The sequence below is a fragment of the Pseudomonas sp. UBT genome (assembly GCF_050915955.1).
GTDB classification, from domain to species: domain Bacteria; phylum Pseudomonadota; class Gammaproteobacteria; order Pseudomonadales; family Pseudomonadaceae; genus Aquipseudomonas; species Aquipseudomonas antarctica_A.
This window is the reverse complement of the sequence record NZ_CP168079.1, coordinates 461,328-486,441: the sequence shown is the minus strand read 5'-3', so window position 1 is coordinate 486,441 and position 25,114 is coordinate 461,328. Positions and strand designations below refer to the sequence as shown.

The window sequence follows — 25,114 nt, the reverse complement described above, 5'->3', positions numbered from 1 at the left end:
GGATGGCAGTTGAGTGCGTATCAGGCAGTCACGTAGCTCCCGAAGAGCGATTTGATTATTTCTGGCGCCAACGGGGCGAGTGGGTCGAGGAGCCCAACCGTCGACGTGGGGGGGAAAGTGGTGTGCAACGGGTGATCAGCCCTAATGGCCGCTTGCTCTACAGCAAGCGCCAGACCGGGCACATCTACCGCAGTTGGCTCCACCCGTTTGGACGTCCGACCGTGTTGCGCGAGCGCGATGCCCTGAAGGGCCTGCGCTCGTTGGATGTACGCGTACCGGAACTGGTGTTCTGCGGCGCGCGCCGTGATCCGGAGCACCAGTGGAAAGCGCTGTTGGTGACCGCGTCATTAGACGGATTCGATGAAATCGAAAACTGGTACGCCGCCGGTGGCCGCGAGCAGTACGGCGAGTTGGTTCACGAACGCGTGCTCAAGGAGTTGGCCTACACCCTGGCACGCATGCACAAGGGCCGCTGGCAGCATGGTTGCCTGTACATCAAACACATCTTTGTACGGGTGACTGGCGAGGGCGACTCGGCCAATGTGGAAGTGGCGCTGCTGGATTTCGAAAAGTGCCGCCAGCGTTTGACCGCTTATCGGGCGGCTTCCCATGACATGCTGCAACTGCGGCGCCATTCGTCGTGGAGCAGTACCGACTGGGAAAAACTCAGCTACTTTTACGAGACGGCGTTTGGCAGCGCTATCAAGGGTTTAACCAGATGAAGCTAGAAATAGCACGAGGTTTGTTCCTGGTCGGCGCGTTGGGTATTGCAGCCCTGGCGCTGGCTGCGTGGGAACAACCTCGCACACAAGTGCTGAGCGCGGTGCAGGGTAGCGGGCAATGTCTGTTACCACGTGTTGCCAAGGCCAGTGTGGCGGTCAAGCCTGATCATGATTTGCTGTTATTCATGTTCGGGATGTCCCAAGGGATGAGACCGCAGAGTTGAATACATCACAGCCAACGTAAAAGGCCCCGCACTGCGGGGCCTTTTACGTTACTGAACGCGCAGATACCCGCCGAAAGACGTCCGTTCCAATGACTCACCTTGTTTGAAAATTGACGCCTCTAGCGTGCATTGGTGCAGGGAGCCCTTAGGAAATGTCTGACAGGCGTGTCGGAATTTTCCTGTTTCAAGCGCTCGAATTCCTGCGCGCTATGGTGTCTTCGCTCTCCTTTTTTCCAGCGACTGGGGCTTCTGTCGACGCTTTGCGTATTGCAGAAGGGGGGGAGAAGGATAATCGACCGGATATCGGTAGCTGAAGGAACGGGTGAATTTTGATGAACGTTAATAGCTCAAGATGAACGCTTGCAGTGGTAAACATGAAGAATAGGTACCTGCGGCTCTTATGAGGGTTGGAACGCAGTGGTCTTTAACTGCAAGTTTTGTTTTTTTTGGGGTGGGTCAATGATTTTTAGCTCTTCTATATTCATATTGGTGTATTTGCCAATAGTGTTTGCCGTGTACTTTCTTTTAAATAAAGCCAGGTTGGTATCAGCCGGGAAGATCTGGTTGGTATTGGCCAGTTTGTTTTTTATGGCTACTGGAGTGTTGCCTACCTGCCGCTGTTGCTGGGCTCAATTGTCTTTAACTACGCGGGCGGCTGGTTAGTCTCGCCGTATACAAAGGCTCTTCAAACGGCGCGGGCCAAAAAGTGGGCGCTGGCCGGTGCGATTGCGATAAACCTTTCGTTGCTTGCCTATTTCAAATACACAAACTTTTTGATTGATAACTTTAACGCGCTGGCCGGTGGTCATGTCGGGTTTGAGCAAATCATCTTGCCACTGGGCATCAGTTTTTACACCTTTACGCAAATCGCTTTCCTGGTCGATAGCTACCGCGGCGAGGCGAAAGAATATGACTTTATTAACTACGCCTTGTTTGTGACGTTCTTTCCGCATCTGATTGCAGGCCCGATTCTTCACCACAAAGAAATGATGTCCCAGTTTGAATCGCGCTGGACGTTGTTTGTTCGCCACAAAAACATTCTGATGGGCATCTTCATTTTCAGCGTGGGCCTGTTCAAAAAGGTCATTTTGGCAGACACCTTCTCGGTGTGGGCGGACGCAGGCTATGCACCCGGCGCTCATCATGACTTCTACAGCACCTGGGCCACCAGCCTGTCGTATACGTTCCAATTGTATTTTGACTTCAGTGGCTACTGCGACATGGCGATCGGCGCGGCGCTGTTATTCAATATCTGGCTGCCGATCAACTTTAACTCGCCGTATAAGTCCCTCGACATCCAGGATTTCTGGCGTCGCTGGCACATGACCTTGAGTCGCTACCTGCGTGATTATCTGTATATCCCGTTGGGCGGCAACCGCTGTTCATCCCCGCGTATCTACATGAACCTGATGTTGACCTTCATTCTCGGCGGCCTGTGGCACGGGGCGAGCTGGATGTTTGTCATCTGGGGCGCGTTGCACGGTGGTGCACTGGTTATCCATCGAGTCTGGAAGCAGTTGGGCATGAGCATGCCGAACCCGCTGGCCTGGCTGGTTACTTTTCTGTTTATCAATATCACCTGGGTGTTTTTCCGCGCGACCTCGATGCAGGACGCGAATAACATCATTATCAAAATGTTTGATTTCGGCTCCATCACCGGTACACCGGTCAGCGCCATACCCACCGCCAACCTGGCGTGGGGCGGCGTGCTGTCGGATCACTTGCTGAGCCTGCTTCCACAGGGTATCGCCGTGAACGCGATTTGCTTCGCGATGATTCTGATTGGTTTCATTATCACCCCGATGAAGAACTCGTTCACGTTGACAGTCGAAGGCGCATTTGGTTGGAAAAAAACCATCTGGATGACGCTGGTATTTGCGATTGCCATGTATTCCACCCTGAAGACGACCAGCACCGTCTTCTTGTATTTTAACTTTTGATCGGTGTCGTGATGAAAAATAAAATAGCGGTCTTTTTCATTTCTGCATTTCTGATCCTGATGATTTCGCCGGTCTTCAATCTTGCAACACGCTTGCCCGGCCATACCGATGAAAATGTGAAATGGTGGGAACTCTCGTTCCTCTATAACGTTGATTTTGCGATGCCGTTGTTGGGCAGCCTTTACAGCATGGTCGGGGTTTCTATCGATCCGGGTGAAGTGATCCTGGGCAAGGATGGCTGGCTGTTCCTGGGCGATGACTACATAAAGTCTATTTCGGTTAAACGCACCGGTATGACGCCGCAAGAGGCCAGCACTGTCGAGAAAGTCGCGGACACGCAGGCCAAGTGGGACAAGTGGTACAAACACCACGGCGTTAAGCAGTACCGCGTGCTGATTGGCCCCGATAAAGATTCCATTTACCCGGAATTCTTGCCCGCTTGGGCGGCCCATTCGGCCAACCCTGTGACCGCGCAGTTGCTGAAAGTTGCTCCGCAAGGGGTGTACGTCGATGCGTTCACACCGCTCCTGGCAGCGAAAGACAAGAACCCACCGCTGTACTTCAAGACCGACACTCACTGGAACAACCTGGGTGCCTGGATCGCCTTTACCGCCTTGGCGGATAACTTGCGCAAAGCTGAGCCGAAGCTAGTTTGGCCGGATCCTGCCGACGGTAAAGTGGCTTCTATTCTCCCGCAGGGCGGCGGTGATTTGGCCAAGTTCCAGCGCGTGCAAAACTCGACGCGTGATCAGAGAGTTGTCCTGAGCTTTGACGAAAAATACAAAATCAAGGTTGATCGTTACGACTACGACTCGGGGAAATTGCTGGGTACGAGCCAGAATATGCCATCAGAGCCACCGCATCACGCTGAGCTGTTTGTCTCCAAGGACGCTCTGAATGATAAAAAGGTCCTGTGGCTGCGCGATTCGTATGGCATCGCGATGTCTTCCTTCATGGCCGCAACCTTTTCCAATGTGGTTCAGGTGCACCACGATGCCCTCGACAGTGACAGCCTGACCAAATTGGTTGAGCGCTTCAAACCTGACTACGTTGTGTATTCCGTGGTAGAGCGCGGGTCGCGAATCGGCTTGTTCGTTTCGCCGCCTGAGCTGTATGCGATGTCGCCCAATAGCGATGAGTTTGTGCCGTCCGCCAAGGGCACGGTCTCGCTGATCAACGACGTCAAAACCACGAAAACGGCAGGGCGCTATGACATTACTGGCCCGGACCCTTTCATCGTGTTCACCATGGCCCCACAGGCCACGGGTTCAAAGTCGCATCAGTTGACCTTCGATGCAGAATGCTTCAACCCAGCGGAAAAACTCACGCCTGTGCAGATTTTCTGGTCCACGCCCACTGAAGGGTTCATGGAAAGCCACAGCGCCCGGTTCTTTATTAACCAGGGCACTACGTCTGTGGACCTGTCCGGCGCGCCTGGCTGGCCGACCACAGAGCAGGTCGTCAATGTTCGCTTTGACATCGACAGCACCACTGCCTGCTCAGGGTTTTCACTCAAGAACCTGGCTACCGGCGTGAACGCAGACGTAGTTAAAAAGAAGTAACAAAGACGCTGCCACCGCTATAGGGCCATACGTGGCCCTATGCATGACGGCGATCAGATCAGGTGCAGATGGTTATCCCAAAGCCCGGCCGGCAATTCCAGTGGCTTGGCGACCAACTGCTGCTGGCGGCAATCGTAGAAGCGGCAGCGCCCCTGGCCTGACGTGACGACGAACCCATCCGCCACCGCGCCCACGCCGGCACAGTCCGGCAAAGGCCCGTCCAGGCGCAGCTCACCGCTGTCCATGTCCCAGATAAAAAAGCGATTGCCCCGTGGCGCGGTCAGTGCGACCAGGCGCAGCTCGCTGTGCACTGCGACACTCGCGGTGTAATGCCCCATCGCCTGCAATTGCTCATCGGCCACCGGGAACGCCACGAACGGCTGCCCCGGGCGCTTGATCGCGAGCAACTCGGAACGCTCCTGGGAAGGCCCCATGAACTGCTGCCCGGTGAGGATCGTGCCATCGCTGGCAATCCCCATATGGCGCACGCTGTTCATCTGCTGGTCGAGGGTTTCCTTGCTGATCAGGCTGCCATCGCGGCGCATCAACACCAGGCTCGGCTCCATGGCGTTGAGGTTCATCTCCACACGGCTTTCGGCTTCGGTGCGAATGCCGCCGTTGGCCACCACCAGGGTTTCGCCGTCGGGCATCCATGACACCTGATGCGGGCCGATACCATGGGTGGAAATTTCGCCGCTGTGTACCAGTCGCTCGCCTTCGAACGTGTACACGCCAAGCAGGCCGAGGCCCGGATCGGAGGTGTCGTTCTCGGTTGCGTACAGCCAGTTGCCGCTTTTGTGAATGACCGCATGGCCATAAAAGTGGCGATGGGCGTTCGACGTGATGGTTTGCAGGAGCGCGCCATCACGCAGGTCGATCAGGTAACTTTCGGTGCCCGGGCGACGGGCGACGAACAGCGCAATCGACAGCGTCGGGTGGTTGATGATGTCGTGGCAGCGCTGGCCAACCTGCGTGGCAAACACCTGCTTGCCGTCCAGGCGATAGCCTACGGCGTAGTGCTTGCCGTCCGCATCATCGCGCGCCGACAGCAGCAGCGGCCCTTTGTCCTTTTGCTTGAACAGCGTCCAGCCACCCAGCGTGATCGCACTGAGCAGCACGCTGCCAACCGCCAAAGCCTGTCGCCTGAGCATCATCAGTCACCGTCGTTGGCGTTAAAGCCCAGTTGGATGCCCAGCGCTTTGGCCAACTCGCCTTCGTGCAGGCGATGGACGACGTTGAGGCTGTCGTAAATATCGTTGAGCTGCTGGCGCCCGGCATCGTCGGCCAACAGTTCATTGAGGGTGCGCGGGTTGCCGGCGAACAGTTTCAGGGACGCGGCATAGGCGGCGTCGATCTTGTCGGCCAACGGCTTCTGCTCCGACGGCAACAAGCCACGCAGGCCTTTGTTGTCGACACCGACCCACACGGTCTGGGCCGCCGCGAGGCTGGCCTGCAGGCTTTGCAGGGACGACTGGCTGCGCCAGGCATCGGCCTGGAACGGTTGCGGGATGCCTTTGGTCTGGCGACCCATTGGCGTGCCGAGTTTTTTCTTCAGGGTGTCCAGTGCTGTCACTTGCGCGCGCAGCAGGTCGGCGATGGCTTCATGGGAATCAGCGTAGCGCTGGTTCGGAAACTTGGTCATCTGCGCAAGCATGCCGTCGGTGCTGTTCCAACTGGCCAGGATCTCTTCGGCCAGGGCCTTCTGGCGCTCGCCGATGGCGACCAGCAGCGGGCAGTAGCGGGCTTTCTGGGTTTCGTCGGCGACGTCAGTCCTGGCGTCGTAGAGGATGTATTCATAGGCCGAAAGGCCCTGCACCACGACACTGGACTTGGCCAAGGCGGCGGCGTCGATCTGCGGCTGGGCGGTGACCAGTTGCTCGACCTGGCGACCCACCAGGTTTTTCTTGTCCGGCCAGAACTGCACCTGCCACGAACGGTTGCCCTCGGCCAGTGGGCCGATCAGCAGCGGTTGCAACTCGGCCCAGGCTTTTTGCGCGTGGAGGAAGTCGGCACGGGCGGTCTCCAGGCTTTCCTTGCCCTGGCAGTAGGCAAGGGCGCTGACGGCCAGTTGGCGGTCGGCGTCAACCCAGCGGCTGTAGGTCGGCAGGATCACTTGCTTGGCGATGGCCGCCGAGGTCACGGCTTGCGGGTCCTGAGGCGAGCAGGCGCCGAGTGCGAGGGCGGCCAGGCTGGTGAACAACAACTTGGGACGAAACATGTCGAGCTCCCTTCGGTAAGTGGGGCAAAGCTTATAGAGAATTCAGGAACGCCAGCAACGCAGCCCGCTGCTCGGCATTAAAGGACAACACATGCTGCTGCGCCGCCTGCGCTTCGCCGCCATGCCAGAGCACGGCTTCAAGCAGATTGCGGGCGCGGCCGTCATGCAAAAACTGAGTGTGGCCACTGACGGTTTGCGTCAGGCCAATGCCCCACAACGGCGGTGTGCGCCAGTCGCGGCCACTGGCCTTGAATTCGCTGCGGTGGTCGGCCAGGCCTTCGCCCATGTCGTGCAACAGCAGGTCGCTGTAGGGGCGAATGACTTGGTTGGCCAGCTCGGGTTCGGCAGCGTTGGCGGCCGTGGTGAACGTTGGCTTATGACAACCCTGGCAACCGGCCTGGTAGAACAGGTTTTTCCCGGCCAGCACCTGCGGCGTGTTGACGCCACGGCGTACCGGCACGGCGAGGTTGCGGGTGTAGAACAGCACCAGGCGCAGGATGTTATCGCTGACTTCCGGCTCGCCGTCGGGGCCATTGCCGTTAGGGGCCTGTTTGCAGGCGACTTGCGCGTCGGTGCAGTCATCGAAGGGTCTGAGCGACGTGGTGAGGCCCATGTCACCGGAGAACGCGTGAACATTCTGTTGATTGAGGTTGGGTTGCCCGGCTTTCCAGCCAAAACGCCCGAGGACGGTGGTGTGCCGGGCGTCATCCCAGACCTGGTTGGCTCGGCCGACGATGGCGTCTTTGTCGGCGGTGTTCGGGTCGGTGTTTTTCAGAATGTCGGCGTCGCTGATCGCTTCGAGCAGGCCCAGGCCGATCATCGGCGGGGCGATTCGCGCCGAGAACAGTGTATCCGGGTGCATCGGACCGTAGCCGAGCTGGGTGATTTGCAGGGCGGGCTTGCGCAACTCGACCTGCGTGCCGTCCTTGAACGTCACGTTGACGGGCGTGTAGTTGACCCGCACCTTGCCTTCGGGGGCTACGCCCGGCACCGCCATGTCTTGCAGTTGCCCGCCGTACACCGGCTCTGGCACCACGCCGATCTGTTCAATGAGCTTGGCGTAGGCCGGCAGGTCTGAGGTAGGCGCGGGGATCGACAGGCGCACCAGCATCGACACCGCATTGGGCGCATCGAGCAGCGGCGGGTGACCACGGCCATCCTTGATATGGCAGTTCTGGCAGGCGTTGGTGTTGAACAGCGGGCCCAGGCCATCGCGCGCAGTGGTGGTGGACGGCGCAATCACCCAGGGGCTGCGAAAGAAGCTGTTGCCGACGCTGAAGTCCAGGCGGCGGCTGGGTGCAAGGTTGGCCGAGGGCAGGGAAAACGCGTTCTGGTCGCGCTTGTTGACCGTCGTCGCGCCGCCAGCTCGCGCTTCACCGGGCTCAGCCTTGGTGAAGCGTGGGGCGTCATCGCAAGCAGTCAGGCTCAAGGCCATCAATGTTGCGCACAGGCGAAGAAACGAACGGAACATCGAATTCCCTGAACGAAGGCGGAAAATAAGGCCGCAAAGTCTAACAGGGCAGGGCGGATTGAATAAGAGCAATTATCGTTTGGTGGATTCCGATTCATTACCGCTAGAATGGCCGCACATTTTTATCTGGAGGTGGCCAATGCAGGCTCTCGACGCTTTGCTCAACCGTGTTTCCGTGCCGCGTTTGCTGGAACCGGCACCGACCCAGGAGCAGCGCGACGTGCTGTTCGCCGCCGCCATGCGCGCGCCCGACCATGGCCAACTGCGCCCATGGCGTTTTCTGACCGTGGAAGGCGCGGCCCGGGAGCAAATGGGCACGCTGCTGGCCGAAGCCGCGCGACTGCAGGACGCCGACGCGCCGCAAGCCGCCATCGACAAGGCCCAGAACGGCCCATTGCGCGCACCGCTGGTCGTTGTGGTGATTGCCCGTTTGCAAGAACACTTCAAAGTGCCGAAGTCCGAACAACTGCTGGCGGCCGCCTGTGCGGCCCACGGCATTCTGCTGGCGGCGTACGCTCAGGGGATTGGTGCCGTGTGGCGCACCGGTGAATTGTCCTACTCGGCTCACGTCGCCAAAGGCCTGGGGCTGACGGCAGATGAGGAAGTGATTGGCTTCCTCTACCTGGGCACCCCGCAGAACCCGCCGCGCACTGCGCCGAAAGAAGACCTGGCGCCGTTTGTTACAGCCTGGACTGGTCTGTAAGAAAGCGCAGATCTGCTTTATGTGGGAGCGGGCTTGCTCGCGAAAGCGGTGGATCAGTCAATACATCCAGTGACTGTCACACCGCATTCGCGAGCAAGCCCGCTCCCACATTTGCTCATCATCATTTTCAAGTCAGGCGTTACACCTTGAACTGATCCATCAACTTCATCTGCTGGCTGGCTAACGCGTTCAGTTGGCTGCTGATGGCCGCCGACTCGGTGGCCTGGCTGGTGAGGGTTTCGGTCACGGTGCGGATTGCCGAAACGTTGCGATTGACCTCTTCGGCCACAGCGCTCTGTTGTTCGGCGGCGCTGGCGATTTGCAGGTTCATGTCGCTGATTACTGTCACCGCATCGCTGATCTTGCCTAACGCTTGCGCCGCTTGATGGATCTGCCCGGCATTGCTCTGGGCCTGGTGTTGGCTGGAATGCATAGTCGCTACCACGCCCCGCGTTCCGCTCTGGATGCGTTCGATCACCAGGCGAATCTCTTCCACCGAATCCTGGGTACGTTTGGCCAGGTTGCGCACTTCGTCGGCCACCACCGCAAAGCCACGCCCGCTTTCCCCGGCGCGCGCGGCTTCGATGGCGGCGTTGAGTGCCAGCAGGTTGGTCTGCTCGGCAATGCTGCGGATCACTTCCAGCACCGAGCCGATCTGCTCGCTGTTCACCGCCAGGGCTTCGACTTCACTCACCGCTTTGCTGACTTCGTCGGCGAGGGTGGTGATATCACGGGTGCTCTGTTCAATGATCGACATGCCATCACGCGCCGACTGATCCGCCCCGCGCGCCGCGCTGGCGGCGTTGGAGGCGCTGTTGGCCACTTCATGGGCGGTAGCGCTCATTTCATTGGAGGCGGTGGCGACCTGGTCGATTTCGCGGAACTGCACCTGCATGCCTTCGCTGGTCTGGCGCGCGATGGCTGAAGACTGATCTGCCGTGCCACGTGCTTCGGTGATGCTTTGCTTGATCTGTGCGATGGTCGGCTGCAGCTTGTCGAGGAAGCGGTTGAACCAGTTTGCCAGCTCGCCCAATTCGTCTTTCTTGGCATAGCTCAGGCGCTGGGTGAGGTCACCTTCGCCGCTGGCGATGTTCTTGAGCATGGCGGCGACGGTATTGATGGGGCGGGTGACGCCGGTGGCAGTCAGCCAGATCAATAGCAAGCCGAGCAAGGCGGCGGCCGCGCCGACCAGCAGCGCTTTGAGCGTGGAGGCGTTTTGGGCCTTGTCGAGTATCCCTTGCAGTTTCAGTGCGTCGGCCAGCATCACTTCTTTCGGCAGTTTGATGACCACACCCCAGGATTTTGCATCGGCAATGGGTTTCACCGGGTACACGGCGCGAATCGTGTCGTCCTGTTCGCGGATCATGCGGGTTTCACTGGCCAGCAGTTGCACGATGTCTTTGCCTTCGGCGCCAATGGTGTCGATCAGGTTTTTGCCGACCTTGTCCGGTTGGCCACTGAATGCCGCAATCAAACCGGTGCTGGAGAGGATTTCCAGGTAGCCGGCACCGTTGAACAGGTCTTTTTGCGCCGCGTCCGTGGCGGCTTGCAGGGCATTCAAGGCCAGGTCGATGCCCACCACACCGATGACTTTACCGTCCACGATTAACGGTAGCGAAATGGTGGTCATCAGCACCTGCTTGCCGGCGACTTCGTCGGCGTACGGGTCCAGCAGGCACACAGTGCGCGTGTCTCGTGGGCAGGTGTACCAGATGTTGTAGGGCGTACCGCTGAGATTGGGCGTGGTCTTGATCAGGTCGTCTTCGACCATCACGGTGTTCAGGCCATCGCCGCCAGCGCGGCTCCAGTAGCTGGAGAAGCGACCTTTTTCGTTGGAAACGCGGGCTTTGTCGTCGACGAACTCGCTGTCCTTGCCATCCAGGGCGTTGGGTTCGAACGACAGCCAGATACCCAGCACTTTGCTGTTGCGCTCGAAGGCGGTCTTGAGGCTCTGGTTGAGTTCTTCACGCAGGGCACTCGCGTCCAGCCCGCGCTTGGCGGCCGTGTTGCGCAGGCCCTTGATCTGGTCGGCCAGCGCGGTGACGACGACCAGGCTTTCGCCGAAGGTTTTTTGCAGTTGTACGGCCTGTTCAGCGGCCTTGGCCTGCAACAGGTTCTGCACACTGTTGGTGAGCATTCGCGAGCTTGATTCGCTGACCAGTCGGTTGTTCTGGTCGGCCTCGTAAAGGTTGATGCCGACGATCAGCGCGATCACCCCCAGGAGGCAAAGGCCCGACAGCAGCACTATTTTCAAGCGGATGGAGAGGGTGTCGAACATAGGTTCACTCGCGATTGGACTTGTTAGAAAGCAAGCAGGGCGAGCCAAGTCCATTCGGCGCTATGTCCGGAACATCGGCGTAACGTGATGTTTCATGAGGCGGAGGCGATGAGCGGTAGGCAAAAGCTTGAACGCGGCGTTATACGGGGGTTGCAAGCCGTTCCGGGCGTGACCAGATCCACAGGTTGCCCAGGCTCATCCCGGCAATTGCCAGGTAGATCGGCCAGCCGTGGTCGAGCATCACCAGCATCAAACCGGCACATAGCAACATGCTCACAGTGGCGCTGACTTTGGCCCTGCGCGCGATGATCTTGCCGTTGCGCCAGTTGAACAGAATCGGCCCGAACAGCCGGTGGTTTTCCAGCCAGGCACTCAAGCGCGGCGAGCTTTTGGTTGCGGCCCAGGCGGCCAGCAGGATGAATTCGGTGGTGGGCAAACCCGGTATGACAATCGCCACCAACCCAATGCCCAGGCTGACGTAGGCCAGCAGGCCGAAGAGGATCTGCGCGATTTTTGAGGTGGCTTGGGTTTTGCCGGTCATGGTGACGCTTATCTGGTGAGAGGGTTACACATTATCCGAACTGAAATGCGCTCAAATGTGGGAGCTGGCTTGCCTGCGATAGCGGACTGCCTGCCTGCACATCGGGGGCTGGCCCACCGCCATCGCAGGCAAGCCAGCTCCCACATTGAACCGGTTTCTACCGGCGTATTTACGCCAGTTCAGGGGCCGTAGCGTACGCCTGTTCCAGCAACACGGTGAAGCGCACAAACGCATCGATCGCACCTTTTTCGACCGCGGCTTCTTCTTCTGCGCTGAACGCCAGGCCGTCGAGGGTGCGGGTGAAACGCTTCCAGCCTTCGGCGCGACCGCCGGCCGGCTCGCCGAGGTGGCGGGCCCCGAAGGTTTCGCTCAGGCCCAGGCCTACGGCGCGCTTGATCAGGAACGCAGCGTCCAGCTTGGAACCTTCGGACACGAACAGCCAACCCAGGGCTTCGGCCTTGCTCGGGTTTTTCACGGCGCCGGCGACCGGTGCTGGCACTTCAGTGTCGAGGTCTCCGAGGTCCAGCTTGGCGGCATCGGCGCGGCAGCGCTCGGCCAGGTCCGGGACGATCTTGATCAACTCGGGGTCGTTGTACAGGGCTACCAATTCTGATTGGAACAGGTATTGCGCGACCACGAAGCGGGCGAAGTTGGCTTGGGTTTCGAACGGGGCGTGGGCTTTGACCAGCGCATCGAGCTGGGTGTGCGGCGCGTGAGTGATCTGGTTCAGGCGCTGGGAGCGCAGGCTTGGGCGTTCTGCGGTAGGGGAAGCGGTCATCGAAAAAAGTCCTTGAGAAGAGTAGCGCCTGGGTGCCCTAAAGAGAGCGGTTATCAACTAGACGAACAAGAAGACGCGGCACAGTAAAAAATCCTCACCTCGCCGCTGTTTAATCGTGGCGAGGTAAGGAGGACGTGGTCAGATGTCCCAGATCAGGTTGATCGCAAAGTTGCGGCCGGGCTGGGTCAGGCGATCGAGGTTGGCAGGCGCTGTAACACCCGCTTCGCCGACACCGTCGTAGCTGCGCACGTCATCCCAGTTCCAGTATTTCTTGTCGGTGAGGTTGTAGAGGCCGCCGTTGATGGTCACGTCGTTGGTAACTTTGTAGTAGCCGGTCAGGTCGACGATGCCGAAGCCAGGCGTTTTGAACGGGGCACTGGTGCTGCCATCAGGTGCGTGGAAGGTGGTGCTGTCGACGCGATTCTGTTTCTTGACCAGCGTCCAGCTGACCAACGCACCGTATTGCTCTTGCTCGTAACCCAGGCCGAATACGCCTTTAAGTGGGTTGACGCTGTTGAGCGGCTCGCCGTTGTCGTCGTTGCGGCCGTAGGTGTAGCCAACCGAGCCTTGGGTGTAGAGGCCTTGCGGTGCGCCGAAGGCGTCGAGGTTCAGGCGACCTTTGGCTTCAATGCCCTTGATGGTGGCGTGCTTGATGTTGTTGGCTTCGAACTGTTGCACGGTGCCGCCGGCAACCGAGGCGTCCTCGTCGATGAAGTCGCGGTACTTGTTGTAAAACACAGCGATATCGAACGAACCTTCGTCGAAGTTGCCACGAATCCCGGTTTCCACGCCTTTACTGCTCTCAGGCTTGAGATTCGGGTTGGGCTCGACGGTGTAGCCCTCATTCAAGTTTTCAAAGCGGCCATACAAGGCTTTGGCCGACGGTGTGCGGAAGCCTTCAGCGTATTGGCCGAACCAGGTGTAGTGATCGGTCAGCGCGTAGGTCAGGCCGAATTTAGGGGTGACACGGTGCCAGGTTTTTTCCGCATTGCTGTGATCGTAGATCCGGTTAGGATCGACGGTGTTGAGGAATTCCTGGGTCAGCTTGGGTTTGAGCTGGGTGTAGTCGTAGCGCACGGCGGGCAGGAAGGTCCATTTGTTCCAGGTGATCTGATCCTGCGCAAACAGCGAGTAGGTGTTGATGGTCGGGTCCGGGAAGTCGCTGGACTTTTTCACGCTGTCGCCGGCCATGGGGCTTGGGGCGCCGACGGCCGTGCAACCCGAGCCAACGGCGAGGCAGGAGGCTGAACCTTCGCGGGAGCCGGTCACTTTTTGCTGTTTGAGTGTGGTGCCATAGGTCACCTGGTGATCGGTTTCACCGATGCTGAAAGCCTTGTCCAGTTGCGCGTCGAAGACCCACTGCTTTTCTTCGTAAAGCGTGTCACGGGTGCGTAATACGCGACGACCCGCCTGGTAGATTTCGGCGGTGGTCTGGTCGGTCTTGGCGATCTGGTAGTTCAGGCTGGTCTTGATGCGATCGGCAACCGGCGACTCGAGGGCAAAGGTGTTTTCCAGGCCGAAGCGCTCACGGGTGATGGTGTCGTTGCCTGAGCGGGCGCGGTACAGATTCATCCCACGACCACCGATGAACGGTCCGCCCACGGCATTCTTCAAGTTAACGTCGCGATCGTCCTTGAACTTCTCGTAGGTCAGGCCCAGGCGATTGTCGTCACCGTAGTTCCAGCCCAACTTGGCGAGGATATTGGTGGTGCGCGCATCCTCCGGGTTCGCCCCGGTGCGGGCCAGGCCGGTGGCGTTGTTGCCGTCGTAGGATTCCATTTCATGGCCATTGCGCTGGCTCAGGTGCAGCAGGCCGTCGACGTCCTGCACGCGGCCGGCGACGGTGCCGGAGGTCAGCCAACTGTCGTCGGCGGAGCTGTAGCCGGTTTTCAGGCGGGCGCCGACGTCCTGGCCGGGCTTGATGATGTCGTCCGGATCGAGGGTGAAGTAACTCACTGCGCCGCCGATCGCGCTGCTGCCGTAGAGGGCCGAGGCCGGGCCACGGAGGATTTCCACGCGCTTGACGATTTCCGGGTCGACGTAGTTGCGGCGCGTCTTGGCGTAGGGGCCGTTGAAGAAGTTGTCCGGCACTTCCACACCGTCTACCTGAGTGAGGATGCGGTCGCCGTCGATGCCACGAATGTTGTAGCCCGCGTTGCTGGCGCGGGTGCCTGCGCCGCCGACCGACACGTTGGGCTCGTAGCGCACCAGTTCACGGATGGTGTTGACGTTCTGGCGGTCCAGCGCCTTGCGATCCTGAACAGTGACGGTGCTTGGCACGCTGCTGACGTCCTGCTCGTTACGGGTGGCGCTGATGGTCACCTGTTGCAGGTTGAGCACGCTGCCCGCCGCACGTTTCTCCAGAACGATGGTGTTATTGCCCAGTTTGCGATAGCTCAGGTTGGTCCCCACCAACAGCCGGTCCAGGGCTTTTTCCGGCGACAGTGCACCGCGCACGCCGGGGGACGATACGCCCTGGCCCAACTCCGCGGGCAGGCCGACTTGCCAGCCGGTCACGGCGGTAAAGGCATTCAATGCCGAAACCAGAGGTTGCTGCTCAATGCTGAAACTGTAATTGCCGTGACTGCGCGCGGCAGGTTCGGCGGCGGTGGCGGCCATGGCCGGCGCGCTGGCCAGCAGGAGGGCAGCGGTCAGCAAGGACAGGACGGGCGAAGAAGACCGGCGGTTGAAACGAGAGTACATCGAGAGCGCTCCGGAGATACGAATCTTATAGTTGCGAACCGAATCAAATAGGAATCAGTTGCATTGGCTATAACGAGACGTACCGCCGGTTACTATCGAGTAAAAATAATTCTCATTTAGTTCAGGATCACCAGCGCCGGGTATTCCGAAAGCTTGGCCGAGGTGATGTGCGCCAGCGATCGCACCACGTTGAGGGGCTGGTCGAGGCGATAGTTGCCGGTGACGGCGGTGCTTGCAAGCTTGTCGTTGTTGTTGACGATCCAGCCCGGGTAATAGCGGCGCAGCTCGGCGAGCACTTCGCTCATTGGGCAGTTTTCGAACACCAGCCGGCCCTGGACCCAGGCCAGCTCCTTGCTGGCATCCAGCTTGGCGGGTTGGCCGAAGCCCTTTGGGCCGATACGGATGCTCTCGCCGGCGCTCAGGCGAACGCGGGCATCATCGAACGTGTTGCTCAGGTCGACATCACCGCGCTGCACCTGCACCTGGGCCTCGCCGTTGAGATAGCGTACGGCGAAGTCGGTGTCGCGCACGCTGGCGCGCACGGGGCCTGCGTCAATCTCCAGGGGCAGGCCACGATTGGGCGTCACTTCGAAAAACGCCTCGCCCTGGTACAGGCGGGCGACGCGCTGCTGGTCCTTGATGCTGCTGGAAAACGCCGAGTTGGTGTTCAGCAGCACTTTGGAGCCGTCGTCCAACTGCAGACGCTGGCGTTCCCCGACCACCGTGAGGTGATCGGCTTGCAGGCGAACGGGCAGGTTGCTGAAGCTGAACAGGCCGATCAATAGCACGGCGGCGGTGGCTATCGGTTTCCAATGGGGTTTGATACGGCGCCAGACCGTCGGCTTGCGCGGCGCGGCCAGCGCCACAGCGGCGCTGTACACCGGCGCGCCACCCCAGGCGGCCTGGGCTTTGCTGAATGCGTGCGGGTGCGCCGGGTCGCTGGCCAGCCAGGCGTCGAACTCGGCTTGCTGCCCGGGTTGTGGGCACTGCAAGGCGATCAGCCAGTCGAGAGCCTGGTCCATAGCCGTGTCTTGCAACACCTCATGAGCCAGCTCATGGGGACGCAGTTTATTCGGGGCCGTCACGGTGTTCCTCGGGTCTTCGCCACGTTCTATTCATTTTTCCTGCAATCTGGATCGACACTTCTGTCGGGTGAAGCTTAAGGCTGATCCAGACGTTCGGCCACACCTACACAGATGGCCATGATCAATTTCAGTTCCTTTTGCACGGTGCTCAAGGACACTTGCAACTGGTCGGCAATCTCCTGATAGCTGCAACCGTGCAGGCGGCTGAGGATGAAAATCTGCTGCTGGCGGGCGCTCAACTGGCCGAGGCTGACGCTCAGGTGCTCGAGCAGTTGCTCGGCCTGGGTCGCGTCTTCGGGTGTGCTGATGGGATCGGCGACGCTTTGCAGCACGTCCAGCGGGACATCTTCCTGCAGCGTGCGCGCCTGGATCCTGCGCGAGCGCAGATGATCCAACGCAAGATTGCGCGCGGTTTGATAGACGAAGGGTTCGAGGTGGTCGATCGGCCGCTCGCTGAGGGCCCGGGTGACGCGCAGATAGGTTTCCTGCAACAGGTCCTCGGCGGTGCTGGGGTTATTCACCATCCGCTGCAAAGTGCGTAGCAGAATCACCCGTTGGGTGAGAAAGACTTGGTTGAAGCGAGATTGGCTCACAGTGACACCAGACCGATAGGCAGTTAATGATAATGCTTATCATCAACTGAAATGGCAAGTGGCTATTGCTGTGAGCCAGCACCGATCAAATATGGGAAAGGTTTTTTGTGGGCGCCGGGCTTGCCCGCGATGCAGGAACCTGGGTATTTCAGTCAAACCGAGGTGATGCTATCGCAGGCAAGCCAGCCCCCATAGAAGCCAGCTCCCACACAGGCCGAGCATTACTCGGCGTTGCACAGCGCCAGGCAGTTATCCAGCATACGGTTGGAGAAGCCCCATTCGTTGTCGTACCAGGCCAGCACTTTCAACAGCTTGCCGCTGACCTTGGTGTGATTGGCATCGAAGATCGACGACAGCGGGTTATGGTTGAAGTCACTGGAAACCAGCGGCAGGGTGTTGTAACCGAGGATTTTCGAGTGCTGGCTGGCTTCTTTGAGCAGGGCGTTGACTTGCTCGGCCGTGGCGTCTTTTTTCAACTGCACGGTGAGGTCCACCAGGGACACGTTGATCACCGGTACACGCACCGCCATCCCGGTCAGTTTGCCCGCCAGTTCCGGCAGCACCAGGCCTACCGCTTCAGCGGCGCCGGTTTTGCTCGGGATCATGTTCTGGGTCGCCGAGCGCGCACGGTACGGGTCGGTGTGGTAGACGTCGGTCAGGTTCTGGTCGTTGGTGTAGGCGTGAATGGTGGTCATCAGGCCGCTTTCAATGCCCAGCTCGCGGTGCAGCACCTGGGCGACCGGCGCCAGGCAGTTAGTGGTGCACGACGCGTTGGAGATGATCTGGTGCGATTGACGCAAAATGTCATGGTTCACACCGTAAACCACGGTGGCATCGGCGCCTTTGGCCGGGGCCGAGATGATCACCTTGCGTGCGCCAGCAGTAATATGGGCGGCAGCCTTGTCACGGTCGGTAAACAGACCGGTGCACTCGAACACCACGTCGATCTTATGCGCAGCCCACGGCAGGTCGGCCGGGTTGCGAATGGCACTGACGGCAATCCGGTCACCATTGACGGTCAGGCTTTCCTGATCGTGGGCGACCTCTGCTTCGAAAGTGCCATGTACGGTGTCGTATTTGAGCAGGTGGGCGTTGATCGAACTGTCGCCCAAATCGTTGATGGCGACGATCTGCAAATCCTGGCGATAGCCTTGGGTATACAGTGCGCGCAGGACATTACGGCCGATACGGCCAAAACCATTGATTGCGATACGAAGAGTCATTGGAAAGTGCCTGTCGTCGATTTGTTGTAAGAATTACAAGATTATTCGCATAAAAATAGAAAACAAGCCTTTTTAGTGGCAATATTTTGTTCAATCTACAACGAGTGACCTGAATCAACTGGTCCGATGATTCAAACGACACCCTGCCATCCCATGAGCTGCGGGCGTTTGATCAGCATAGGAACGCAGGTCGCCACATCCGTTAGCCTGGAGTTCTACACATGCATCCCCGCGTTATTGAGGTCACCGAACGGCTTATCGCCCGCAGTCGTGCAACCCGCGAGGCTTACCTTGCGCTCATTCGCGGCGCCGCCAGCGACGGCCCGATGCGCGGTAAGCTGCAATGCGCCAACTTTGCCCACGGCGTCGCCGGCTGCGGCACTGAAGATAAAAATAGTCTGCGCATGATGAATGCCGCTAACGTGGCAATTGTTTCTTCATATAACGACATGCTCTCGGCGCACCAGCCTTACGAACACTTCCCTGAACACATCAAGAAAGCCCTGCGCGAAGTCGGCTCGGTCGGCCAGTTTGCCGGTGGCACGCCTGCCATGTGCGATGGCGTGACCCAAGGTGAGCCCGGCATGGAGCTGAGCCTGCTCAGCCGCGAAGTCATCGCGATGTCCACGGCGGTAGCGTTGTCCCACAACATGTTCGATGCGGCGCTGATGCTGGGCATTTGCGACAAGATCGTGCCGGGCCTGATGATGGGCGCGTTGCGCTACGGTCATCTGCCGATGATCTTCGTACCGGGCGGCCCCATGCCGTCGGGCATTTCCAACAAGCAGAAAGCCGATGTGCGCCAGCGCTATGCCGAAGGCAAGGCCACCCGCGAAGAGCTGCTGGAATCGGAGATGAAGTCCTACCACAGCCCCGGCACCTGCACCTTCTACGGCACCGCCAACACCAACCAGTTGCTGATGGAAGTCATGGGCCTGCACTTGCCGGGCGCCTCGTTCGTCAACCCGTACACGCCGCTGCGTGATGCGCTGACCCGCGAAGCCGCGCACCAGGTCACCCGCCTGACCAAGGCCAGTGGCAGCTTCACGCCGATCGGCGAGATCGTCGACGAGAAATCCATCGTCAACTCCATCGTGGCGCTCAATGCCACCGGCGGTTCCACCAACCACACCCTGCACATGCCGGCGATCGCCATGTCGGCAGGCATCATCCTCACCTGGCAGGACATGGCCGACCTCTCCGAGGTGGTACCGACCCTGTCCCACGTGTATCCAAACGGCAAAGCCGACATCAACCACTTCCAGGCAGCGGGCGGCATGTCGTTCCTGATCCGCGAACTGCTTGAAGCCGGCTTGCTGCACGAAGATGTCAACACCGTGGCCGGCAAGGGCCTGAGCCGTTACACCCAGGAGCCGTTCCTGGTCGACGGCGAGCTGATCTGGCGCGACGGCCCGATCGAAAGCCTCGACGAAACCATCCTGCGCCCCGTGGCCCGCGCGTTTTCGCCGGAAGGCGGCCTGCGCGTGATGGAAGGCAACCTTGGTCGCGGCGTGATGAAAGTCTCCGCCGTGGCACCGGAGCACCAGATCGTCGAAGCCCCGGCGGTGGTGTTCCAGGATCAGCAGGATTTGGCCGACGCGTTCAAGGCCGGCCAACTGGAAAAAGACTTTGTCGCGGTAATGCGCTTCCAGGGCCCGCGCTCCAACGGCATGCCGGAACTGCACAAAATGACGCCGTTCCTCGGCGTGTTGCAGGACCGTGGTTTCAAAGTGGCGTTGGTAACAGACGGGCGTATGTCCGGCGCGTCGGGTAAGATCCCCGCCGCGATTCATGTCAACCCCGAAGCTCAGAGCGGCGGGCCACTGGCACGGGTCCAAGATGGCGATATCATTCGCGTCGATGGCGTGAAGGGCACCCTGGAGCTTAAGGTGGACGCCGAAGAATTTGCAGCGCGCACGCCTGCCACGGGCCTGTTGGGCAATAACGTGGGGGCCGGTCGCGAACTGTTTGCATTTATGCGCATGGCCGCAAGCTCCGCAGAGCAAGGCGCCAGCGCCTTTACCTCTGCCTTGGAGACGCTTAAGTGAAGCTTGCGCTGGTCGGTGATATTGGTGGTACCAACGCCCGTTTTGCGTTGTGGCGGGATCAGGAACTGCATTCGATCCGCGTGCATGCCACTGCGGATCACCAGAGCCCTGAGGAGGCCATCAAGGTCTACCTCAAGGAAGAGGGCCTGGAAAGCGGGGACATCGGTGCGGTGTGCCTGTCGGTCGCCGGGCCGGTGAGTGGCGATGAATTTAAATTCACCAACAATCACTGGCGCCTGAGCAAAACTGCATTTTGCAAAACCTTGCAGGTGGATGAGCTGCTGCTGGTCAATGACTTCACGGCGATGGCCCTGGGCATGACTCGCCTCAAACCCGACGAATTCCGCGTGGTCTGCGAAGGCACGCCGGAGCCGTTGCGCCCTGCTGTGGTCATCGGCCCGGGCACTGGCCTGGGCGTTGGCACCTTGCTGGATTTTGGCGAAGGTCGCTGGGCGGCGCTGCCGGGGGAGGGCGGTCATGTCGACCTGCCGCTGAGCAGCCCGCGTGAAACCCAACTGTGGCAGCACATCTACAATGAGATCGGCCATGTCAGCGCCGAAACGGCCTTGAGCGGTGGCGGCCTGCCGCGTGTGTACCGCGCCATTTGTGCAGTCGATGGGCACACGCCGGAGCTGGACACGCCGGAAGCCATTACCGCGGCTGGCCTGGCCGGCGACCCGGTAGCGATTGAAGTGTTGAACCAGTTCAGCATCTGGCTGGGCCGCGTGGCGGGTAACAACGTGTTGACCACCGGTGGACGCGGTGGCGTGTACATCGTGGGCGGGGTGATACCGCGGTTTGCCGACTTCTTTATCAACAGCGGCTTTGCCAAGAGTTTTCGCGACAAAGGCTGCATGAGCGATTACTTCAACGGTATTCCGGTGTGGCTGGTGACTGCGCCGTATTCCGGGTTGACCGGGGCGGGAGTGGCACTTGAGCAGGCTTTTGCGTAGGGGCTGATGGCCTCATCGCAGGCAAGCCAGCTCCCACACTTGACCGAGTTCCAACCTTGGAATGCAGTCAAGTGTGGGAGCGGGCTTGCCCGCGATAGGGCCTCAAGGGCAACAAATGACTTAAGCTTGGCCATAACAACAAGGAGGACCCCGTGAGCGTAATCAGTAAATCGATTCTCCTCGTCGACGACGACCAGGAAATCCGCGAATTGCTGCAAACCTACCTCAGTCGCGCCGGCTTCCAGGTGCGTGGCGTGCCGGATGGCGCGGGGTTCCGCCAGGCGATGAACGAGGCGCCGTGCGACCTGGTCATCCTCGATGTGATGTTGCCGGACGAAGACGGTTTCAGCCTCTGCCGCTGGATTCGCCAGCACCCGCGCCAGGCGCAGGTGCCGATCATCATGCTCACCGCCAGTTCCGACGAAGCCGACCGTGTGATCGGCCTGGAGCTGGGCGCCGACGACTACATCGGCAAACCCTTCAGCCCTCGCGAGCTGCAAGCGCGGATCAAAGCCCTGCTGCGGCGTGCCCAGTTTGGCCAGGAACGCAGCATCGGCGGCGATGTGTGGGTGTTCGATGAATGGCGCCTGGACATGATCAGCCATCGCTTGTTTCACGTTGACGGTGAAGAGGTGATTCTCTCCGGCGCCGACTTTGCCCTGCTTAAATTGTTTCTCGACCACCCTCAACAAATTCTCGACCGCGACACCATCGGCAACGCCACCCGTGGCCGCGACCTGATGCCGCTGGACCGCATCGTCGACATGGCCGTCAGCCGCCTTCGCCAACGCCTGCGCGATACCGAAAAACCTCCAAGGCTGATCCGCACCGTGCGCGGCAGCGGTTATCAACTGGCAGCCAGCGTGGTTGCCGGCAATGCCCACTGAGCCGTTGACCGAGCGTCGCCGGCGCTTCCCGGTACCGCGCTCACTGTTGGGGCGGATGTTGCTGCTGACCTTGCTTGCGGTGCTGTTCGCCCAGGCGCTGTCCAGCGTGATCTGGGTCTCGCAACTGCGCGCCACCCAGCTCGAAGGCCTGGTCACCAGCGCCCGCAGCCTGGCGCATTCGATGACGGCCAGCGTGAGTTATTTCCGCTCGTTGCCAGTGGCCTACCGCCCGTTAGTGCTTGATCAACTGCGCAGCATGGGTGGCACCCGCTTTGTGGTGACGCTCAACGATCGCCCACTGGATATGCAGATATTGCCGCAGACCCCGCGCAAGCAGGCGGTGTTGCAAGCGGTGGACGAAGTGCTGCGCCAGACCCTGGGCAGCGACGTGCATATTTCGGTGGAATTCGTCAGCGCCGAGGACCTGCGTATTTTCAATGCCGGCTTGAAGCTCGATGAACTGCCGCGCTCCTGGGCGCATTACGCGCTGACGCTCGAACCGGTCAACCCGCCCGTGTTGGTCACTCAGATCCAGCTTGCGCCGGGCGAGTGGTTGTACATTGCCTCGCTGTTGCCCGAACCCTACACCAGCCTTGAAGAACAAGGCCTGCCTTCGCAGCAGGTGTGGTTCATCGTGTTGACCAGCGGCTTTTTGTTGTTGTTTATCGGCCTGCTGGTGCACTGGCAGAGCCGGCCGCTCAAGCGCCTGGCACGGGCGGCACGCGACATGTCCCTGGGCGCGGATGTGGAGCCGGTGGCCGAAGGCGGCGGCAGTGAAGTGGTGGAAGTGGGCCGTGCATTCAATGCCATGCGTGAACGCATCAGCCGCTACCTGACCGAGCGCAGCCAATTATTCAGTGCAATATCCCACGATTTGCGCACGCCGATCACGCGCCTGCGCCTGCGTGTGGAACTGCTTGAAGACGAGAACCTGCAAAACAAATTCGGCCGTGACCTGGATGAGCTGGAGTTGTTGGTCAAGGGCGCGCTGCAATGCGTGAAAGACACCGATATCCATGAAAACATCGAACCGGTCGACCTCAATCACGTGCTCGATTGCCTGGTAGAACCCTACCTGGCGCCCAACGGCAACGGCCGCATCACGCAGCAAGGCCGCGCCCTGGCACCGTACCCGGGCAAGCCGCTGGCGCTTAAACGCTGCATCGGCAACCTGATCGATAACGCGTTGAAGTACGGGCAGAACGCCCACTTGCATATCGAGGACGATGGCGCGGAATTCATCCTGCACGTCGATGACGAGGGGCCAGGCGTGCCGGAGCAGCGGCTGGAGCAAGTGTTTGAACCGCATTTTCGTTTGGCCGGCCAGCAGCAGGGTTATGGCCTGGGCTTGGGTATCGCACGTAACATCGCCCACAGCCATGGCGGCGAAGTGAGTTTGCAGAACCTGCGCGAGGGTGGTTTGCGGGTCACCTTACAGCTCCCGCGAACCCTGGACTAAAGCACACAGAGGATCAAATGTGGGAGCGGGCTTGCTCGCGAATGCAGAGTGTCAGTCACCGAAAACTTTGACTGATCCACCGCTTTCGCGAGCAAGCCCGCTCCCACATTTTGAACGCCTTTGGGTCAGATGCTTTGGCGCAACCGGGCCAAATCTCTCAGCGGTGGCGCCCCAAACAACCGGCTGTATTCCCGGCTGAATTGTGACGGGCTTTCATACCCCACCCGATACGCCGCCGCCGAGGCCTCAAGCCCTTCGGCGATCATCAACCGCCGCGCCTCCTGCAAACGCAACTGCTTCTGGTATTGCAACGGGCTCATGGCAGTGATCGCCTTGAAGCGGTGGTGCAAGGTCGAGACACTGAGGTTCACTTCCTTGGCGAGGTCATCAATACGCAGCGGCTGCTCATAGTTGCCGTTCAGCCACTTGATCGCCTGGCTCACACGATGGCTCTGACTGTTGGCCACGGCAATTTCATACAGTCGGTAGCCTTGCGGACCACGCAGCAACCGGTAGAGGATTTCGCGGTTGATCAACGGTGCGAGCATCGCGATGTCTTTGGGGGTGTCCAGTAAGCGCGTCAGGCGCAGCACGGCGTCCAGCAACTGGGCGTCGATGCGGTCGACGTACATGCCGCGAGAAGTCGGACGCGATGGCACGCCCATCGGGCCGGCCTCGGCAATCAACGCGGTCAGTTGCGCCGGGTCGATATTGATCCGCACCGACAGGTTAGGGTCTTGCGGCGTCGCGTCGATGATCCGGCCGGCCACCGGCATTGCGACCGAAAACACCAAATAGTTGAGGGGGTCGTAGGCAAAAATCTCGTCTGCCAGGCGCACTTCCTTACTGCCACTGGCAAGGATGCACAGGGCCGGTTCGACCAGCACCGGCATGAAGTCGCGCGGTGTGTTGTGGCGGTTCAGGAACAACGAGGTGATCGCCGTGCCGTAGGAGCCATCTTCCCAAGTATGTCGGTGCACGATGCTGGCGAGTTCGACGCGCTGTTTTTCCGTCTCGGCATCGAGGGGAATGGACGTATGTTCCGGCGACGACATGGAGTGTCCTCTACAAGCTTCTTTGATGGGCTCAGCTTAGCGGTGACGTTTCAAAAAGTGTTACGTCGATTCTGCACAATCCTTGCCTGATCCTGCGATACGTCGTGAATCAGGCAAGCGCGATGCCTGTCATCTGCTTGAAACACTGAGCCTGTGCATGGAATAAATGCCGGGTGCCAAACGTCTTATCTACGCTTCTCGCAGGATTGTGCAATAAGCCTGCAGGAATTGACTAACCACGCCCACACCTGCGCCGCTATCTTTGATCCTGTGGCAACACGCCCTCACAGTGTTTGCCGAGCATCACTTCTCAACGGGAGAGTCGAACATGTCCACCCCCATTCCCGCGAGCCATATGGCCTTTATCCGCGCCCGTACCGGGTGCAGCACCGAACTCGGTGCACGCTTGAGCAGTTTGATCGAACCGGGCCGTCAGGCTCAGGGTTGCCTGCAGTTTTCATTGCAGCATTCCCAGGTCGATCCCGATGTATGGCTGGTCTCTGGCTTCTGGAGCAGCGAGCAGGCGATGAGCGCCTACTTCAGTTCGCCGGCCCTGATGATCTTTACCGAGCTGTTGAACGACATGGTCGTGCGCAGCATGGACTTCCAGACCTTTACCGAGGCATCCGCTGCGCATGCCTACGGCGAGTACCTGCAACTGGCCGGTTAGT

Annotated in this window: 20 protein-coding genes and 2 pseudogenes; 10 read left to right on the top strand and 12 right to left on the bottom strand. The window is 59.8% G+C overall.

Annotation, left to right across the window (positions count from 1 at the left end; translation table 11 throughout):
- The first annotated feature begins 2 nt into the window (after nt 1-2).
- The 4 genes from ACDZ94_RS02270 (at nt 3) to ACDZ94_RS02255 (ending at nt 4,448) form a co-directional block, all read left to right on the top strand.
- Nucleotides 3-722, top strand: a complete 720-nt coding sequence (locus tag ACDZ94_RS02270; RefSeq protein WP_064453979.1) for a lipopolysaccharide kinase InaA family protein — start codon at nt 3-5, stop codon at nt 720-722.
- The gene (locus ACDZ94_RS02265; RefSeq protein ID WP_053257809.1) at nt 719-946 is read left to right on the top strand and encodes a hypothetical protein; all 228 of its coding nucleotides are present in this window, start codon (nt 719-721) and stop codon (nt 944-946) included. Before ACDZ94_RS02270 ends, ACDZ94_RS02265 begins: the two co-directional genes overlap by 4 nt.
- Nucleotides 947-1,566: 620 nt before the next feature.
- Complete coding sequence (locus tag ACDZ94_RS02260; RefSeq protein ID WP_432751011.1) at nt 1,567-2,886, top strand: MBOAT family O-acyltransferase; 1,320 nt, start codon at nt 1,567-1,569, stop codon at nt 2,884-2,886.
- Between the two features lie 11 nt (nt 2,887-2,897).
- The gene (locus ACDZ94_RS02255) at nt 2,898-4,448 is read left to right on the top strand and encodes an alginate O-acetyltransferase AlgX-related protein (RefSeq protein WP_432751010.1); all 1,551 of its coding nucleotides are present in this window, start codon (nt 2,898-2,900) and stop codon (nt 4,446-4,448) included.
- 53 nt (nt 4,449-4,501) lie between these two features.
- Here ACDZ94_RS02255 and ACDZ94_RS02250 read toward each other — a convergent pair whose 3' ends face one another.
- The 3 genes from ACDZ94_RS02250 to ACDZ94_RS02240 are packed head-to-tail and all read right to left on the bottom strand — an operon-like array spanning nt 4,502 to nt 8,137.
- Entirely contained in the window at nt 4,502-5,599 is a 1,098-nt protein-coding gene (locus ACDZ94_RS02250) for a DUF1513 domain-containing protein (protein ID WP_432751480.1), read from the bottom strand.
- A 2-nt stretch (nt 5,600-5,601) separates the two neighbouring features.
- Nucleotides 5,602-6,666, bottom strand: a complete 1,065-nt coding sequence (locus ACDZ94_RS02245; RefSeq protein WP_064453975.1) for an imelysin family protein — start codon at nt 6,664-6,666, stop codon at nt 5,602-5,604.
- 31 nt (nt 6,667-6,697) lie between these two features.
- The gene (locus ACDZ94_RS02240; RefSeq protein WP_432751009.1) at nt 6,698-8,137 is read right to left on the bottom strand and encodes a di-heme oxidoredictase family protein; all 1,440 of its coding nucleotides are present in this window, start codon (nt 8,135-8,137) and stop codon (nt 6,698-6,700) included.
- 139 nt (nt 8,138-8,276) lie between these two features.
- Between ACDZ94_RS02240 and ACDZ94_RS02235 the strand changes: the two genes are divergently transcribed.
- Nucleotides 8,277-8,840, top strand: coding sequence for an NAD(P)H nitroreductase (locus tag ACDZ94_RS02235; RefSeq protein WP_262666202.1), 564 nt, complete (start codon nt 8,277-8,279; stop codon nt 8,838-8,840).
- A gap of 139 nt (nt 8,841-8,979) precedes the next feature.
- On the opposite strand, the pseudogene ACDZ94_RS02230 reads toward ACDZ94_RS02235, so the two are convergent.
- The 8 genes and pseudogenes from ACDZ94_RS02230 to gap form a co-directional block, all read right to left on the bottom strand.
- Nucleotides 8,980-9,504 (bottom strand): annotated as a pseudogene (locus ACDZ94_RS02230) (methyl-accepting chemotaxis protein); the annotation flags it as partial.
- A gap of 381 nt (nt 9,505-9,885) precedes the next feature.
- Nucleotides 9,886-10,977 (bottom strand): annotated as a pseudogene (locus ACDZ94_RS02225) (chemotaxis protein); the annotation flags it as partial.
- A 280-nt stretch (nt 10,978-11,257) separates the two neighbouring features.
- Nucleotides 11,258-11,659 carry a YbaN family protein gene (locus tag ACDZ94_RS02220; protein WP_262666201.1) on the bottom strand — a complete coding sequence of 134 codons (402 nt, stop codon included), beginning with the start codon at nt 11,657-11,659 and terminating at the stop codon, nt 11,258-11,260.
- Between the two features lie 169 nt (nt 11,660-11,828).
- The gene (locus tag ACDZ94_RS02215; RefSeq protein ID WP_432751008.1) at nt 11,829-12,437 is read right to left on the bottom strand and encodes a biliverdin-producing heme oxygenase; all 609 of its coding nucleotides are present in this window, start codon (nt 12,435-12,437) and stop codon (nt 11,829-11,831) included.
- A 138-nt stretch (nt 12,438-12,575) separates the two neighbouring features.
- Nucleotides 12,576-15,140 carry a TonB-dependent receptor gene (locus tag ACDZ94_RS02210; RefSeq protein ID WP_432751007.1) on the bottom strand — a complete coding sequence of 855 codons (2,565 nt, stop codon included), beginning with the start codon at nt 15,138-15,140 and terminating at the stop codon, nt 12,576-12,578.
- A gap of 116 nt (nt 15,141-15,256) precedes the next feature.
- Nucleotides 15,257-16,225 carry a FecR family protein gene (locus ACDZ94_RS02205; protein WP_064453968.1) on the bottom strand — a complete coding sequence of 323 codons (969 nt, stop codon included), beginning with the start codon at nt 16,223-16,225 and terminating at the stop codon, nt 15,257-15,259.
- Nucleotides 16,226-16,299: 74 nt separating this feature from the next.
- Nucleotides 16,300-16,818 (bottom strand): RNA polymerase sigma factor, encoded by a 519-nt coding sequence (locus tag ACDZ94_RS02200; RefSeq protein WP_064453967.1) that lies wholly within the window; start codon nt 16,816-16,818, stop codon nt 16,300-16,302.
- Between the two features lie 221 nt (nt 16,819-17,039).
- Nucleotides 17,040-18,041: a type I glyceraldehyde-3-phosphate dehydrogenase gene (gap, locus tag ACDZ94_RS02195; protein ID WP_064453966.1), complete on the bottom strand. Its 1,002-nt coding sequence runs from the start codon at nt 18,039-18,041 to the stop codon at nt 17,040-17,042.
- A gap of 221 nt (nt 18,042-18,262) precedes the next feature.
- Between gap and edd the strand changes: the two genes are divergently transcribed.
- From edd to ACDZ94_RS02175, 4 genes are all read left to right on the top strand, one after another.
- A complete protein-coding gene (gene edd / locus ACDZ94_RS02190) occupies nt 18,263-20,089 on the top strand; it encodes a phosphogluconate dehydratase (protein WP_064453965.1) in 1,827 nt (608 codons plus the stop codon).
- Nucleotides 20,086-21,042: a glucokinase gene (locus ACDZ94_RS02185; protein WP_128591785.1), complete on the top strand. Its 957-nt coding sequence runs from the start codon at nt 20,086-20,088 to the stop codon at nt 21,040-21,042. Before edd ends, ACDZ94_RS02185 begins: the two co-directional genes overlap by 4 nt.
- A 152-nt stretch (nt 21,043-21,194) precedes the next feature.
- Nucleotides 21,195-21,929, top strand: a complete 735-nt coding sequence (locus tag ACDZ94_RS02180; RefSeq protein WP_053257795.1) for a response regulator — start codon at nt 21,195-21,197, stop codon at nt 21,927-21,929.
- Nucleotides 21,919-23,388 carry an ATP-binding protein gene (locus tag ACDZ94_RS02175; RefSeq protein WP_064453963.1) on the top strand — a complete coding sequence of 490 codons (1,470 nt, stop codon included), beginning with the start codon at nt 21,919-21,921 and terminating at the stop codon, nt 23,386-23,388. The genes ACDZ94_RS02180 and ACDZ94_RS02175 overlap by 11 nt, the downstream gene beginning before the upstream one ends.
- Nucleotides 23,389-23,513: 125 nt before the next feature.
- Here ACDZ94_RS02175 and ACDZ94_RS02170 read toward each other — a convergent pair whose 3' ends face one another.
- Nucleotides 23,514-24,443: an AraC family transcriptional regulator gene (locus tag ACDZ94_RS02170; RefSeq protein WP_064453962.1), complete on the bottom strand. Its 930-nt coding sequence runs from the start codon at nt 24,441-24,443 to the stop codon at nt 23,514-23,516.
- A 328-nt stretch (nt 24,444-24,771) separates the two neighbouring features.
- Here ACDZ94_RS02170 and ACDZ94_RS02165 point away from each other — a divergent pair, with 328 nt between their 5' ends.
- On the top strand, nt 24,772-25,113 hold the full coding sequence (locus ACDZ94_RS02165; RefSeq protein ID WP_064453961.1) for an antibiotic biosynthesis monooxygenase family protein: 342 nt from the start codon (nt 24,772-24,774) through the stop codon (nt 25,111-25,113).
- Nucleotide 25,114 lies beyond the last annotated feature (1 nt).